Origin of the sequence: Streptomyces roseolilacinus (assembly GCF_014649335.1) — a bacterium.
Lineage (GTDB): Bacteria > Actinomycetota > Actinomycetes > Streptomycetales > Streptomycetaceae > Streptomyces > Streptomyces roseolilacinus.
The window spans coordinates 98,771-112,909 of the sequence record NZ_BMSV01000013.1 but is presented as its reverse complement, the minus strand read 5'-3'; the positions used below and the strand labels follow the sequence as shown (position 1 = coordinate 112,909).

Here is a 14,139-nt window from a genome sequence, read left to right as displayed (position 1 = left end):
CTTTCGTTGCAGCCTGCGTCAGCCTGGACCGGCTCGGACGGCCTGCCGGCCGACGCCTCGGCCGGTTTTCGGTCAGCCTTGCCGGATGACCAGTCTGCCACCCTGGCGCCGGGCGACGACGCGGCCGGGCAGATTGATGGCGCCCTGGCCGCGCCAGCCGGTGATCAGGCGGTCCAGCTCCTCGATGTGCCGGGCGAACAGCGAACCGGCCGGGGCGCCTTCGGCGATGGCCGCGCGGCGCAGGACGCGGCGGCGCACGGCGGGCGGCAGGGCGTACAGCTTGGCGCACTCCAGCAGGCCGGCCTCGTCGCGGACGGTGGCGTCGGCGTCGGCGGCCCAGCGGTCCAGGGCGTCGGCGTCGTCGCGGCAGAGCTGGGCGGTACGGGCGAGGGCCTCCACGACGCCCTTGCCGAGCGACTTCTCCAGGGCGGGCAGGCCCTCGTGGCGCAGCCGGGACCGCGTGTACGCCGGGTCGGCGTTCATCGGGTCGTCCCAGACGGGCAGGGACTGGACCAGGCACGCCTTGCGGGCGGTCTGGCGGTCGAGGTGCAGGAAGGGGCGGCGGTAGCGGCCGGCGGCGCCGGAGACGGCGGCCATGCCGGACAGGGACCGGATGCCGGAGCCGCGGGCGAGGCCGAGGAGCACGGTCTCGGCCTGGTCGTCGCGGGTGTGGCCGAGCAGGACGGCGGCGGCGCCCAGGCGCTCGGCGGCCTCGTCCAGGGCGGCGTACCGGGCGTCGCGGGCGGCCGCCTCGGGACCGCCCTCGCGGCCGACGGTCACCGCGACGGCCTCGACCGGGTCGAGCCGCAGGGCGCTGAGCCGGGAGGCGACCTCGGCGGCCCGCAGGTCGGAGCCGGGCTGGAGGCCGTGGTCGACGGTGATGCCGCCGGCGCGGACGGCCAGCTTGCGCGCCTCGAAGGCGAGGGCGGAGGCCAGCGCCATGGAGTCGGCGCCGCCGGAGCAGGCGACCAGCACGAGCGGCGGCGGCTCGCCGGCGCGGTCGGTGCCGGTGCGCGCGTCCCGCTCGGGGTCGGCGGCGCCCGGGTGCGCGGGAGCGGCCGCCGCGGGACAGGCGGCGGTGTTCCGGGAGACCTCGTTGAGTACGTCGTGGAGTACGCGGCGAACCGCCAGGCGTATCGCCGCGACCGCAGGATGGGGACCCATGTCCGGTGCCCTTCGTGAAAGTTGGGGGTGCCTCGGTCGGAGTCTTAACGGTCGGAACGGGGGGTTCGGTCACTCAGGTCGTCACTCAGCGTGTGTCGATGGTGACAGAACACGGCCCTTACCCGAGCATCGCACGCCTATCCGTCGCCCACGGTCCCTCGGATGGGTGATTGGAGCGGCGCCGTTCCGGGGAACCCCCGGTTCCGGTTCCTCAGTCGGCCTTGCGGTGCACCCTCGCCACCCAGTCCGACGGCCGGGCGATCTCCGCCTTCGTGGGCAGGGTGTTCGGGGAGGTCCACACCCGGTTGAAACCGGCCATGCCGACCTCGTCGACGACGGCGCGGACGAACCGCTCCCCGTCGCGGTACTGGCGGAGCTTGGCGTCCAGGCCGAGCAGCCTGCGCAGCGCCATGTCGAGGCGGGACGCCCCGCGCGCGCGGCGCTGCTGGAACTTCTCGCGGATCTCCGCGACGGACGGCACGACCTGCGGGCCGACGCCGTCCATGACGTAGTCGGCGTGGCCTTCGAGGAGCGACATGACGGCCGTGAGGCGGCCGAGGATCTCGCGCTGCTCGGGCGTCTGGACCAGCTCGACGAGGGAGCGGCCCCCCTCGTCCTCCTCGCCCTCCGGCCGGGCGCCGGCGAAGGTCTGGACGGCCTCGCGGAGACGTTCCAGCACGGTCATCGGGTCGACCTCGGTCGCGCCGAGGAACGCCTGGACCTCCCCTTGGAGGTGGTCGCGCAGCCACGGGACGGCGGTGAACTGCGTGCGGTGCGTCTCCTCGTGGAGGCTCACCCACAGGCGGAAGTCGTGCGGGTCGACGGCGAGCTCCCGCTCGACGTGGACGATGTTGGGCGCGACGAGGAGGAGCCGGCCGCCGCCGTTCGCCCCGGCGGGCAGGTCGCGGGTGGCGGGGGCGAAGGTCTCGTACTGGCCGAGGACGCGGGAGGCGAGGAAGGAGAGGAGCATGCCCAGCTCCACTCCGGTCACCTTGCCGCCGACCGCGCCGAGGACGGCGCCCCCGGGGCCGCCGGAGCGGCGCTCCGACATCTTGTCCAGCAGCGGCTTGAGCAGCTCGCGGAAGCCCGCCACGTTCGCCCGGATCCATCCGGCCCGGTCGACGACGAGGACGGGGGTGTCCTCCGGCTCGTGCCCCTCCGGGACCATCCGGGTGAACCCGCGGACGTGCTCCTCCGAGGCCTTGGCGTGCCGCCGCAGCTCGGCGACGACCTCCCGCGCCTCGTCGCGGCTCACCTCCGGCCCGGGCCGCACGAATCGGGTCGCGGTCGCCACCGCGAGGTTCCAGTCGACCATCTCGGCACCACCGATGCTCGTCATGCGTCAACCGTACGTGCTCCACGCCCCGAGGGAGACCCCGCGGACGCCCCGCGCGGTACGCGGGCCGGACGGCGGGCACGGAGGCGGCCGGCCTCCCCCCGGGAACGCCGCCACGGGCCGGGGAGGCCGCCACGGGCCGGGGCGGTCGGCGGACGGTGGCCGGGGGTCAGGAGGTGGTCAGGGTGGTGGCGAGGGCGTCCAGGGCCGGCTGGGCCTCGTACGGGGACGGGGTGTTCGACGCCAGGAAGGCGAAGGCCAGGAGGCGGCCGTCACGGGTCACCGCCGTGCCCGCCAGGGCGTTCACACCCGTCAGGGTGCCGGTCTTCGCGCGGATGAGGCCCGCCGCCGGGGAGCCGTCCGTGTAGCGGTCCTCCAGGGTGCCGCTGAAGCCGCCCACCGGCAGGCCCGTCAGGACGGGGCGCAGCTCGGGGCGGGCGGGGTCGGCGGCACGGGCCAGGAGCGCGGTGAGGAGGCGCGCGGAGACCCGGTTGCGGCGGTCGAGGCCGCTGCCGTCCCTCAGGACGGCGCCGTCCAGCGGTACGCCCAGCCTCCCCAGCTGCGCCCGCACGGCCCGACCGGCGCCGTCGAAGCCGGCGGGGTGGCGGGTCGCGCGGGCGGTCGCCCGGGCCAGCGCCTCCGCCAGGTCGTTGTCGCTGTACGTCAGCGTGCGCTCCACCAGGGCGGACAGGGGGGCCGAGTGCGTCGCGGCGAGCCGCAGGGGCTCGTGCGGGGCGCGGCCGGGCCGGGGGGCCGGGGGCACCTTCACGCCCTGCGCCGCGAGCAGCCTCGCGAAGGCGCGCGCCGTCTCCCCCGCCGGATCGGCCGCGCGGGGGGCCGGACCGGACACGGAGCCGTCGAGGCGCGCCGCGTCGGTCATGAGCGGCGTGACGGGGGCGATGTTGTCGTTGGCCCCGATCCGGTGCCGTACCGGGCCCTCGTACAGGGAGGTGTCGTACGTCAGGGCCGCGGGCGTCACGCGCCGCGCGCGCAGCGCTTTCGCGGTGGCCGCCGCCAGGGCCTTCAGGCGGCTCCCGTCGAGCGTCGGGTCACCGCCGCCGACGAGGGTGACCGTGCGGGCGTCCCGCGACGCGACGACGGTGGTGGTGAGGCGGTGGTCGGGGCCCAGGGCGGAGAGGGCCGCCGCCGTGGTGGCGATCTTGATGGTGGAGGCCGGGGGCATGGGCGCCGCCGCCCCGTGCTCGTACAGCCGGCGGCCGGTCGCCACGTCCACGACGGCCGCCGTACGCGGGGCACCGAGGCCGGGGACGCGGAACAGCGGGTCGAGCGCCCCGGCGAGGCCGGGCGCGGGGGCGGCCCGGACGCGGGCGGGCGCGGTCAGGGGCGTGAGGACCGCGGGGGCGCTCGGCGCGGGCACCGGCGCGGGCGCGGGCCCGGGGCGGGCGGCGGCGCCCGGCGCGGCGCTCCCACCGTGATGTGCGCCACCTGTGGCGGACCGGGCAGCCGCGCGGTCGCGTTCGGCCGTACGCTGACCCCCGTCCCAGGGACCGGCGAGACCCGCCGCCGTGGCGGCCAGGACGACACCGAGGACGGTGGAGCCCGCGGCCAGCCGCAGCACGTTCCGCTCCAGCACGGCTGACCAGCCCCTTTCGCGAGCACACGGTTGCGTGAGGGACACTTAACCACTGAGCTGGGCCACGAGCACGGCACCCCGGTGATCACGGCGGTCCAGTGACCCGACATTGTGATTGATCTTGGAGGAGCCACCCGTGGAGTTCGACGTCTGCATCGAGATCCCGAAGGGTTCGCGGAACAAGTACGAGGTGGACCACGAGACCGGTCGCATCCGTCTCGACCGCCACCTGTTCACCTCGACCGTGTACCCGGCGGACTACGGCTTCGTCGAGGGCACCCTGGGTGAGGACGGCGACCCGCTGGACGCGCTGGTCATCCTGGACGAGCCGACCTTCCCCGGTGTCCTGGTGAAGTGCCGCGCGGTCGGCATGTTCCGCATGACCGACGAGGCCGGCGGCGACGACAAGCTGCTGTGCGTCCCGGCGTCGGACCCGCGCATGGAGCACCTGCAGGACATCCAGCACGTGCCGGAGTTCGACCGCCTGGAGATCCAGCACTTCTTCGAGGTCTACAAGGACCTGGAGCCCGGCAAGTCCGTCGAGGGCGCCGACTGGGTCGGCCGCGCCGAGGCCGAGGCCGAGATCGAGGCGTCCATCAAGCGCCTGAAGGAGCAGGGCGGCGCCCACTGAGGCACCCCCTCACCGCGTTCCGCCGGCGGGCGGCGCACCCCTGATCTTCGGGGGCGCGTCGCCCGTTTCTCCCTTTTTTGGTTTTTGGCTCGTTCCGCCTCCCCCCTTTTTTGGCTCGTTGCGCCTCCGGGGCGCTTTCGGCGGGTGTCGGGAAGTCGACCGTGCTCGGCCCCTCGTACCTCGGGGCCTGCGCGCGCTCGTCTTCCCGACACCCGCGCGCCCCTTCGGCTCCACGAGCGGCCCAACGGCGCGCCCTCCCCCTCCCCGGCACAGAACACGACCCACATGGGCGCCCTCCCCCAGCCCGGACACCTCGCACCGCGGGGCCTGCGCGCGATCACCGCCTCGACACCCGCGCGCCCCTTCGGCTCCACGAGCGGCCCAACGGGGTGTCCGTCCCCTCCCCGGCACAGAACACGGCCCACATGGGCGCCCTCCCCCAGCCCGGACATCTCGCACCTCGGGGCGCTGCGCGCGATCACCGCCTCGACACCCGCGCGCCCCATCGGCTCCACGAGCGGCCCAACGGGTGTCCGTCCCCTCCCCCGAGCTTCCATGGACGCGCCCCGGCACCCACCCGCCCCACCAGCCCCACCAGTGACCCACGTGGGTGCCCGCTCCCGGGGGCCCGCGCGGCCGTGTCCCCTGGCCGGGTGGGGCGGGGCGCCGGGGGTGGCCGTACATACTTGGGCGGGACGGGCGCCGCGCGCAGGGCCCGCGGGAGCGCCGGGAGTACGGCACGGTGCCCCGGGCATGCGGAGACGACGCGAGGGAAGATCGGGCAGGAGTGGACGGCACAGTGGTGGCGGAGCCGTACGGTCCGGAGGAGGACCGCAAACCGCAGTCGGACGAGGCGCACAGCGCCTTCACCCCGCCTGCCGGTGTGGAGCCGCCGGGCCCGCCCGAGGACGACCACCCCAGTTCGGAGTTCGCCGTCCCGGAGGGCTTCGCGGCGGAGCCGTCCGGCGAGCCGGAGAGGTCCGCGTTCGCGCCGCCCTCCACGTTCGACGCGCGGCTGGCCCACCCGGCGTACACGCCCGCGCAGGGCCTGCCGACGGTCCGGCTGTCGAAGGACGCGCCGTGGCAGGACCGGATGCGGACCATGCTGCGGATGCCGGTGAGCGAGCGGCCGCTGACCGAGCCCGCGCAGCGGCACGAGGAGGGCGGCGGCCCGGCCGTGCCCCGCGTGCTGGACCTGACGCTGCGCATCGGCGAGCTGCTGCTGGCGGGCGGCGAGGGCGCCGAGGACGTCGAGGCGGCCATGTTCGCGATCTGCCGCTCGTACGGGATGGACCGCTGCGAGCCGACGGTCACGTTCACCCTGCTGTCGGTGACGTACCAGCCGTCGCTGGTGGACGACCCGGTGACGGCGAGCCGGATCGTGCGGCGCCGCGGCACCGACTACACGCGGCTGACGGCCGTGTACCAGCTGGTCACCGACATCAACACGGAGGGCGTCGACGTCACCCTGGAGGAGGCGTACCGGCGCCTCGCGCTGATCCGCCGCAACCGGCACCCCTACCCCGGCTGGGCGCTGACCCTGGCGGCGGGCGGGCTGGCCGGGGCGGCGTCGGTGCTGCTCGGCGGCGGCTGGGCGGTGTTCCTGATCGCGGCCGCGGGGGCGATGCTCGGCGACCGGCTGGCGTGGCTGGCGGCGGGGCGGGGACTGCCGGAGTTCTACCAGTTCGCGGTGGCGGCGGTGCCGCCCGCGGCGCTGGGCGTGGCGGTGAGCCTGCTGCACGCGGGGCTGCGGCCGTCGGCGGTGATCACGGGTGGGCTGTTCGCGCTGATCCCGGGACGGGCGCTGGTCGCGGCCGTGCAGGACGGCCTGACGGGCTTCTACATCACCGCGTCGGCACGTCTGCTGGAGGTCGTGTACTTCTTCGTCGCGATCGTGGTGGGCGTGCTGACGACGCTGTACGTGGGCGTGCAGCTGGGCGCGGAGCTGAGCCCGGAGGGGACCACCGTGCCCGTGGAGCGGCCCGTCGTGTCGATCCTCGCGGCGATGGCGCTGTCGCTGACCTTCGCGGTCCTGCTCCAGCAGGAACGTTCCACGGTGGTGTTCGTGATGGTGAACGGCGCGGTGGCGTGGGTGGTCTTCGGCGCGGTCGCGGTGACGGCCGGGGGGTCGGCGATGCTGGCGACGGCGCTGGCGGCCGGGCTGGTCGGCCTCTTCGGGCAGCTGATGGCCCGCTACGAGCGGTCGACGTCGCTGCCGTACGTGACGGCGGCGATCGGTCCGCTGCTGCCCGGCTCCGCGATGTACTACGGCGTCCTGAACATCGCGCAGAACAACATGGACGCCGGTTTCGCGTCGCTGGCGCGCGCGGCGGCGCTGGCGCTGGCCATCGCGATCGGCGTGAACCTGGGCGGCGAGCTGGCCCGGATGTTCCTGCGGGCGCCGGCGACGGCGGCGACCCGCCGCGCGGCGAAGCGCACGAGGGGCTTCTGACGCGTGCGGCCGGCCGGTCCCCCGGCCGGCCGCACGTGCCGGTGCGGCGCCCGGCGGTCCGGGCGCCGGCGGATCAGCGCCTGGCGTGGCGGCCGCGCGGCGCCTGGGCGGCGGGGTCGGCCGGGGCCGTCGCCGCGGCGAGCGCGGCCTCCTTCTTCGCCTTCGAGCGGCCGCGCACGAACTCGATGATGATCGGAACCACCGACAGCAGGACGATCAGGATGAGGATCGCCTCGATGTTCTCCTTGATGAAGCCGATCTGACCGAGGAAGTACCCGGCGACGGTGATGCCGGCGCCCCACAGCACGCCGCCGACGACGTTGTACGCGATGAAGGTCCGGTACTTCATCCGGCCGGCGCCCGCGACGATCGGCGCGAACGTCCGCACGATCGGCACGAAACGGGCCAGCACGATCGCCTTCGGGCCGTACTTCTCGACGAACTCGTGCGCCTTGTCCAGGTTCTCCTGCTTGAAGACCTTGGAGTTGGGGCGGTTGAACAGCTTCGGGCCGAAGAACCGGCCTATGGCGTAGCCGACCTGGTCACCGGTGATCGCGGCGGCCACGATCAGCGTGCAGACCAGCCACAGCGGCTGCTCGATGTAGTTGCCCTCGGCGACCAGCAGGCCCGCTGTGAACAGCAGCGAGTCGCCCGGCAGGAAGGCGAAGAAACCCGACTCGGCGAAGACGATGAGGAGAATGCCGGGCAGGCCGTATTCGGAGATCAGGTAGTCCGGGCTGAGCCACTCCGGGCCAAGCGCAAGGGTCATCACGGGTTCCGGGCTCCTGGGTCGATGGGCGGGGACGGCTGCCCAAAACTATCAACGCCACCGGTGTGCCCTCGGTTCCACCGGCCTTCCGGTGGTGCGGAAGGCCGGTGCGCGCGAACCGGACGACCGGATACCGCCCCCGCCGGTCACCGTGCGTGACCGTCTCGTGGGGGCGGAGGGGCCTCCGGGGGCGCCCGGGATCCCGGGGCGCCTGCGTGGTCCGCTCCGCCCCGGGTGCCCCCCGTCCGCACGGGGCGGAGCGGACCGCTCCCCCGCCTACGCGCGGCGGTCGGCGTTCGCGTGGATCGCGTCCCGCAGGTGCGCGGCGAGGCCGGGGCGCATGGCGTCGTAGAACGCCTTGAAGCGCTCGTCGTCGACGTACATGGCGCCCAGGCAGCGGTGGAACTCGTGGGAGCACTCGTAGAACCAGCGGCGGATGTGCTGCCGGTGCTCCTCCGCCATGTCCATGGCCCGCTCGCCCGAGGGCTCCTCGCCCTCCTCCATGAGCGCCTGGTAGCGGACGCCCCACTCCTTCGCCTCGTCCTGGATGCGCTGCCAGTCCGCCTTGGTGTAGCCGGCGGTGCGGCGCCGGGACTCGCGGTAGGCGTCGGTGTCGCCCCACCGCTGCTCGACCTCGTCGTCGTACTTCTCCGGGTCGTCCCCGAAGACCTCGAACTTCTCCTCGGGGGTGAGGTTGATACCCATCTTCCTGGCCTCCATGGCGTGTTCGACGGCCTCGGCCATCTTCTGCAGTTCGGCGATCCGGGTGGTCAGCAGGTGGTGCTGGCGCCGCAGGTGCTCCTGCGGGTCCGTGTCCGGGTCGTCGAGCAGGACCGCGACCTCGTCGAGCGGGAAGCCGAGCTTCCGGTAGAACAGGACCTGCTGCAGCCGGTCGAGGTCGTCGTCCCCGTAGCGCCGGTGTCCGGCGTGGCTGCGCCCGCTCGGGCTGAGCAGCCCGATCTCGTCGTAGTGGTGCAGGGTGCGCACCGTGATCCCGGTGAGACGGGCGACCTGTCCGACGGAGTAGCCCATTCGACTCCCCGCTCCTTCCTTCGGTACGCCCCTCAGCCTGGGTCCTCACGCGACGTGAGGTGCAAGCCGCTTTTCCCCGGGGCCCGTCACGAAGGCGTCAGCCCTGGTCGCCGGGGTGCCCGGAGCCCGTCGCGTACGGGTTCTCCTGGCCGTCCGCGAGGACGCCGACGAACGGGTCGCCCTCGCCGGCGAAGGTGTACGCGCCGCCCTCGACGCGCTCGATGAGGCCGCGGGTCCAGGCGGCGCCCGCGTCGGCCTGGTGGAGCCACAGGTTCATGATCTCCCCGATGTGGCCCAGCTGCTCGGGGCCGCCCTCGGGCGTGTAGTGCTCGGTGACGGTGGTGCGCCAGCGCTCCAGGCCCGCGACGCGCTGCCGGAGCAGGCCGACCGCCTCCTCGCGGGGCAGGTCGACGACGAAGCCGAGGGCGGCGGTGAGGCTGTCGGGCTTCTGGTCGTACGCCGTGAGGGCCTGACGGAGCAGGGCGAAGTACTCCTCGGTGCCCCGGTCGGTGATCTCGTACTCGGTGCGGGGCGGGCCGCCGGCGGTGCTGGGCGCGGTCTCGTGGGCGCGCAGCAGTCCCTGCTTCGCCATCTGCTTCAGGGCGTGGTAGATCGAGCCCGGTTTGGCGTTGGACCACTCGTGGGCGCCCCAGTACTCCAGGTCGTTGCGCACCTGGTAGCCGTGTGCCCGCCCGTGCTGGCGGACGGCGCCGAGCACCAGCAGCCGGATCGCCGACATCCGCTTCCCTGCCCTCCGTACCGTGATGTCAATTTTGACTAGGGTACGGGTTCGGTGCGCCCCCGCCGGAGGGCAGGGGGCGCGGGGGCCCCGGGGACCGGTGGGGGATCCCCCGGACGAGGGAGCGGGGAGGCCGGCGCGGGCCCCGGCCGCCCGGGTGAACCGGGAGACCGGGGCGTCTGAGCCCGGCACCGTCCCCGCCGCGGGGCCCTCCGGCTCCTCGACGGTCCCGTCGCGGAAGGCGGGCGCGCCGGGGACGGTCTGGACGCCGCGCGGGCGGGTCAGATCGGGAAGGCGCTGCGCGCGTGCTGGACGGAGATCCACTTCTGCGTGGTGAACGCCTCGACGGTCGCGTCGCCGTTGAGCCGCCCGACACCGGAGTGCTTCTCGCCGCCGAAGGGCACGATCGGCTCGTCGTGGATGATGCCGTCGTTGACGTGCATCATGCCCGTGTGGACGCGGTGGGCGAACCGCACGCCGCGCTCGACGTCGCGGGTGTGGACGCCGCCGCTCAGGCCGTACGGGGTGGCGTTGGCGATGCGGACGGCCTCGTCCTCCCCGTCGAACGGGATGAGGAGGGCGACCGGGCCGAAGATCTCCTGGCTGAGGACGGGGGCGTCGTCCGGCACGTCGGTCAGGACGGTCGGCGCGACGACGTTGCCCTCACAGGTGCCGCCCACCAGCACCCTGGCGCCGGCCGCGACGGTCTGCTGGACGGCGGCCATGACCGACTCGACCTGCGAGGAGTTGATCAGCGGGCCGATGTGGGTCTCGGGCTCGGACGGGTCGCCCGTCTTCAGGGTCCGCACCTTCGCGACGAACTTCTCGGTGAACTCGTCGAGCACGGACCGGTCGACCAGGACGCGGTTGGCGGCCATGCACGCCTGGCCCTGGTGGATGAAGCGGCTGAACACGGCCGCGTCGACGGCGTAGTCGACGTCCGCGTCGTCGAGGACGACGAGCGCGCTGTTGCCGCCGCACTCCAGGACGGCCCGCTTGAAGTGGGTGGCGCACACCGTGGCGACGTGCTTGCCGACGCGGTCGGAGCCGGTGAAGGAGATGACGCTCGGGATCGGGTGCTCCAGCAGCGCGTCACCGATCTCCGCGATGTCGGTGACGACGACGTTGAGCACGCCGGGCGGCAGCCCCGCGTCCTCGAAGACCTTGGCCAGCATGGTGCCGCCGAGGATCGGGGTGTTCTGATGCGGCTTGAGCACCACCGCGTTGCCGAGCGCCAGCGCCGGGGCGACAGACTTCAGCGAGAGCAGGAACGGGAAGTTGAACGGGCTGATCACGCCGACCACGCCGACCGGCAGCCGGTAGACCCGGTTCTCCTTGCCGTCGATGGGCGAGGGGAGGATCCGCCCCTCGGGCCGCAGCGACAGGTGGACCGCCTCGCGCATGAACTCGCGGGCGAGGTGGAGCTCGAAGGCCGCCTTGCCGCGCGTGCCGCCGAGCTCCGCGACGATCGCCTCGATCAGCTCGTCCTCGCGGTCCTCGATGATCCGCAGGGCGCGCTCGAAGACGCCGCGCCGCGTGTACGGGTTGGTGGCGGCCCACCCGACCTGCGCCCGCTCGGCGGCGCGGTAGGCCTGGTCCACCTCATCGACGGTGGCGACGGTTATGGAGGCGAGCTTCTCCTCGTTGTACGGGTTGAAGTCGATGATGTCCCACGAGCCGCCGCCGGCCCGCCATTCACCGTCGATGTACTGCAGGGCCAGATCTCTGAAGTAGGACATGGGCATCCCTTCCGAAGGCCGTGTGGCCCGCAGGGCCGCTTCCGGGCGTATGTGACGGGACGTCATCCTACTTATGCGTCAAGTGAGTTGTAGGAGTCCCCTGAGCAGATCCCGACTCTCCTCGGGACCGGGGCTCTCCGCGTGGAGCCTCTCCATGGCGCGCTCGTACTGGCCGACCTCGTCGCGCTTGTCGATGTAGAGGGCGCCCGTCAGCTGCTCCAGGTACACGATGTCCGAGAGGTCGGACTCGGGAAACCGCAGCATGGTGAAGGCGCCGCTCTCCCCGGAGTGCCCGCCGAAGCTGAACGGCATCACCTGGAGGGTGATGTTGGGCCGCTCCGACATCTCGATCAGGTGCTTCAGCTGCTCGCGCATGACGGACCGGTCGCCGTAGGGGCGGCGCAGCGCGGCCTCGTCGAGAACGGCGTGAAAGTGCGGGGCGCGCTCGGAGACGAGGACCTTCTGCCGCTCCAGGCGCAGTGCGACGCGGCGGTCGATCTCGGCCGTCGAGACGGCGGAGCACATCCCGCGGGCGACGACCGCGTGCGCGTACGCCTCGGTCTGCAGCAGGCCGTGGACGAACTGGACCTCGTAGATGCGGATGAGCGAGGCGGCGCCCTCGAGGCCGATGTACGTCTGGAACCACCCGGGCAGGACGTCGCCGTAACTGTGCCACCAGCCGGCGAGGTTGGCCTCCCGGACGAGGCCCAGCAGCGCCTCGCGCTCCTTCTCGTCGGTCACGCCGTAGAGCGTGAGCAGGTCCTCCACGTCCCTCGCCTTGAAGCTCACCCTTCCCAACTCCAGCCGGCTGATCTTGGATTCGGATGCGCGGATCGAGTAGCCGGCGGCCTCCCGGGTGATGCCGCGCGACTCGCGCAGCCTCCTCAGCTGTGAGCCCAGCAGGATGCGCCGCACCACGGAACCGCCGGATTCAGTCGCGGTCACGTCTCCAACCCTCCCCATCGCTGATGTGTACGACGGAGCACCCCCAAGCCCCGAGGAAGCGGATTCTGCCACCAAAACGCTTCACCCCGTACGCGAACGATTACAGATCGGCGACCACTTCGGCCACGGCCGAGGGGGCGCCCCGAGGAAGATATGGCCAAGAACCGTCACGGGGCGGGACACCTCGGGCGCGTGCACGTGCATCTGCCCTTGCATCTGCCCCTGCCTTTCGGAAGCATGGGCCCCGCGCACCTGCGTAGTCGTTCGTGTTGTAGCACCACAGCCGCGAATCGGGGGAGTGCCTCGCATGGGGACGAATGGATCGACCATGCTCGAGCCGTTAAGGCAGGGGCTTCCGCCGATCGACGTCACGTCCGTGTCGAGTTCGGCGTCGTGCGCCCTGCCCGCCCGGTACGAGGCCGTGCGCGGAGCGCGCCAGTTCACCAGCACCACCCTCACGCAGTGGAACCTCTGCGACCGGTTCGACGACGTCGCGCTCGTCGTCTCCGAACTCGTCACCAACGCGCTGCGGCACGCACTGCCCGCCGACACCCCGCGCGAACACCAGCTCGACCCGCCCGTGCGGCTGCACCTGATGCGCTGGGCGGGCCGACTCGTGTGCGCCGTGCGCGACCCCAGCCCGGACACGCCGGCGGCGCGCACCTCCGGCGAGGACTTCTCGGCGGAGTCGGGGCGCGGGCTGTTCCTGGTCGAGTCGTTCAGCGACAGCTGGGGGTGGCACCCCCTGGCGGGGGCGCTGCACGGGAAGGTCGTCTGGGCGCTGTTCCGGCTCGCGGACCAGCCGTAGCCGGGCGGCGGCGCGCTGCCGCACCGGAAGAGACGTCGGCCCGAGGCCACGGGGGACTCGCAGCCGATGAAAAGGGGCTCCGTCCGCGGAGCCCCTTTTTCCGTGCCCGGGTGCGGGCGGTTCGTCAGCCGCCGACGAGGTGGTCGAACTCGCCGTCCTTGACGCCCAGCAGCAGGGCCTCGATCTCCGCGGGGGTGTAGACCAGGGCGGGCCCGTCGGGGAACCGCGAGTTGCGCACCGCCACATCCCCGCCGGGCAGCTTGGCGAACTCGACGCACGAGCCCTGCGAGTTGCTGTGCCGGCTCTTCTGCCAGACGACCCCGTGAAGCTCCGTGGCCGCCATGCCGTTGTACACGTTCAACACGTGGTGCACAGGACGCTCCCCGAGTCACATGAGTTACATGAGTGAGTGATGTTGCAGGTGTCAACTATCCCGGATCATAGCTGCGTTCATCTGCGCCTGCATGAGCAGATGCACGTGCACGGGGGGTGTCCTTTCGACTACTGAGACGTACGGAAGGCCCGCCAGGCTGCCTCCCTTCCCGGACACACGAAAAAAGGGCTCCCCACGCGTGCGGAACGCGGGGGAGCCCCATCCGGCCGGAACGAGGCGGAATCTCGCCGGGTCCCGGCCGGGACCCCGATCAGGGCCCCGGTCGGGGCCCGGCCTGCGGCGGCCTCAGCGGGCCGGCGACGCGTACGGGAGCAGCGCCATCTCACGGGCGTTCTTCACGGCCCTGGCCAGCTGCCGCTGCTGCCGGGCCGAGACGCGGGTCACCCGGCGGCTGCGGATCTTGCCGCGGTCGGAGATGAACTTCCGCAGCAGGTCGGTGTCCTTGTAGTCGATGTACGTGATCCCGGCCCGGTCCAGCGGGTTGGGACGGGCCTTGGCCGGCTTGCGGTCGGCGGAACGGCGCGGGGGCATGGGGG

At 73.1% G+C, this 14,139-nt stretch carries 13 protein-coding genes; 3 read left to right on the top strand and 10 right to left on the bottom strand.

What is annotated here, in order from left to right:
- Positions 1 to 72: 72 nt before the first annotated feature.
- The 3 genes from tilS to dacB all read right to left on the bottom strand — a co-directional run bounded on the left by tilS (position 73) and on the right by dacB (position 4,094).
- Positions 73 to 1,164, bottom strand: a complete 1,092-nt coding sequence (tilS, locus tag IE106_RS26770; RefSeq protein WP_189537798.1) for a tRNA lysidine(34) synthetase TilS — start codon at positions 1,162 to 1,164, stop codon at positions 73 to 75.
- Positions 1,165 to 1,375: 211 nt separating this feature from the next.
- Entirely contained in the window at positions 1,376 to 2,503 is a 1,128-nt protein-coding gene (locus IE106_RS26765; RefSeq protein WP_189537797.1) for an Rv3626c family coenzyme F420 biosynthesis-associated protein, read from the bottom strand.
- A 166-nt stretch (positions 2,504 to 2,669) separates the two neighbouring features.
- Positions 2,670 to 4,094 (bottom strand): D-alanyl-D-alanine carboxypeptidase/D-alanyl-D-alanine endopeptidase, encoded by a 1,425-nt coding sequence (dacB, locus tag IE106_RS26760; RefSeq protein WP_189537796.1) that lies wholly within the window; start codon positions 4,092 to 4,094, stop codon positions 2,670 to 2,672.
- 136 nt (positions 4,095 to 4,230) lie between these two features.
- Between dacB and IE106_RS26755 the strand changes: the two genes are divergently transcribed.
- Together IE106_RS26755 and IE106_RS26750 are read left to right on the top strand one after the other, a co-directional pair.
- Positions 4,231 to 4,725 (top strand): inorganic diphosphatase, encoded by a 495-nt coding sequence (locus IE106_RS26755; RefSeq protein ID WP_189537795.1) that lies wholly within the window; start codon positions 4,231 to 4,233, stop codon positions 4,723 to 4,725.
- A 799-nt stretch (positions 4,726 to 5,524) separates the two neighbouring features.
- A complete protein-coding gene (locus IE106_RS26750) occupies positions 5,525 to 7,177 on the top strand; it encodes a threonine/serine exporter family protein (protein WP_189537853.1) in 1,653 nt (550 codons plus the stop codon).
- A gap of 73 nt (positions 7,178 to 7,250) precedes the next feature.
- Here IE106_RS26750 and IE106_RS26745 read toward each other — a convergent pair whose 3' ends face one another.
- The 5 genes from IE106_RS26745 to IE106_RS26725 all read right to left on the bottom strand — a co-directional run bounded on the left by IE106_RS26745 (position 7,251) and on the right by IE106_RS26725 (position 12,419).
- A complete protein-coding gene (locus IE106_RS26745) occupies positions 7,251 to 7,946 on the bottom strand; it encodes a VTT domain-containing protein (protein ID WP_189537794.1) in 696 nt (231 codons plus the stop codon).
- A 276-nt stretch (positions 7,947 to 8,222) separates the two neighbouring features.
- Positions 8,223 to 8,978 (bottom strand): MerR family transcriptional regulator, encoded by a 756-nt coding sequence (locus IE106_RS26740; protein WP_189537793.1) that lies wholly within the window; start codon positions 8,976 to 8,978, stop codon positions 8,223 to 8,225.
- A gap of 97 nt (positions 8,979 to 9,075) precedes the next feature.
- Positions 9,076 to 9,717 (bottom strand): PadR family transcriptional regulator, encoded by a 642-nt coding sequence (locus IE106_RS26735; RefSeq protein ID WP_189537792.1) that lies wholly within the window; start codon positions 9,715 to 9,717, stop codon positions 9,076 to 9,078.
- A gap of 281 nt (positions 9,718 to 9,998) precedes the next feature.
- The gene (locus IE106_RS26730; RefSeq protein WP_189537791.1) at positions 9,999 to 11,456 is read right to left on the bottom strand and encodes an aldehyde dehydrogenase family protein; all 1,458 of its coding nucleotides are present in this window, start codon (positions 11,454 to 11,456) and stop codon (positions 9,999 to 10,001) included.
- Between the two features lie 78 nt (positions 11,457 to 11,534).
- Entirely contained in the window at positions 11,535 to 12,419 is an 885-nt protein-coding gene (locus tag IE106_RS26725; protein WP_189537790.1) for a Sco1979 family transcriptional regulator, read from the bottom strand.
- A gap of 289 nt (positions 12,420 to 12,708) precedes the next feature.
- Between IE106_RS26725 and IE106_RS26720 the strand changes: the two genes are divergently transcribed.
- Complete coding sequence (locus IE106_RS26720) at positions 12,709 to 13,209, top strand: ATP-binding protein (RefSeq protein WP_189537789.1); 501 nt, start codon at positions 12,709 to 12,711, stop codon at positions 13,207 to 13,209.
- Positions 13,210 to 13,333: 124 nt separating this feature from the next.
- Here IE106_RS26720 and IE106_RS26715 read toward each other — a convergent pair whose 3' ends face one another.
- Both IE106_RS26715 and rpsR read right to left on the bottom strand, forming a co-directional pair.
- On the bottom strand, positions 13,334 to 13,552 hold the full coding sequence (locus IE106_RS26715) for a DUF397 domain-containing protein (protein ID WP_086024571.1): 219 nt from the start codon (positions 13,550 to 13,552) through the stop codon (positions 13,334 to 13,336).
- A 336-nt stretch (positions 13,553 to 13,888) separates the two neighbouring features.
- Positions 13,889 to 14,134 carry a 30S ribosomal protein S18 gene (gene rpsR, locus IE106_RS26710; protein ID WP_189537788.1) on the bottom strand — a complete coding sequence of 82 codons (246 nt, stop codon included), beginning with the start codon at positions 14,132 to 14,134 and terminating at the stop codon, positions 13,889 to 13,891.
- Positions 14,135 to 14,139 lie beyond the last annotated feature (5 nt).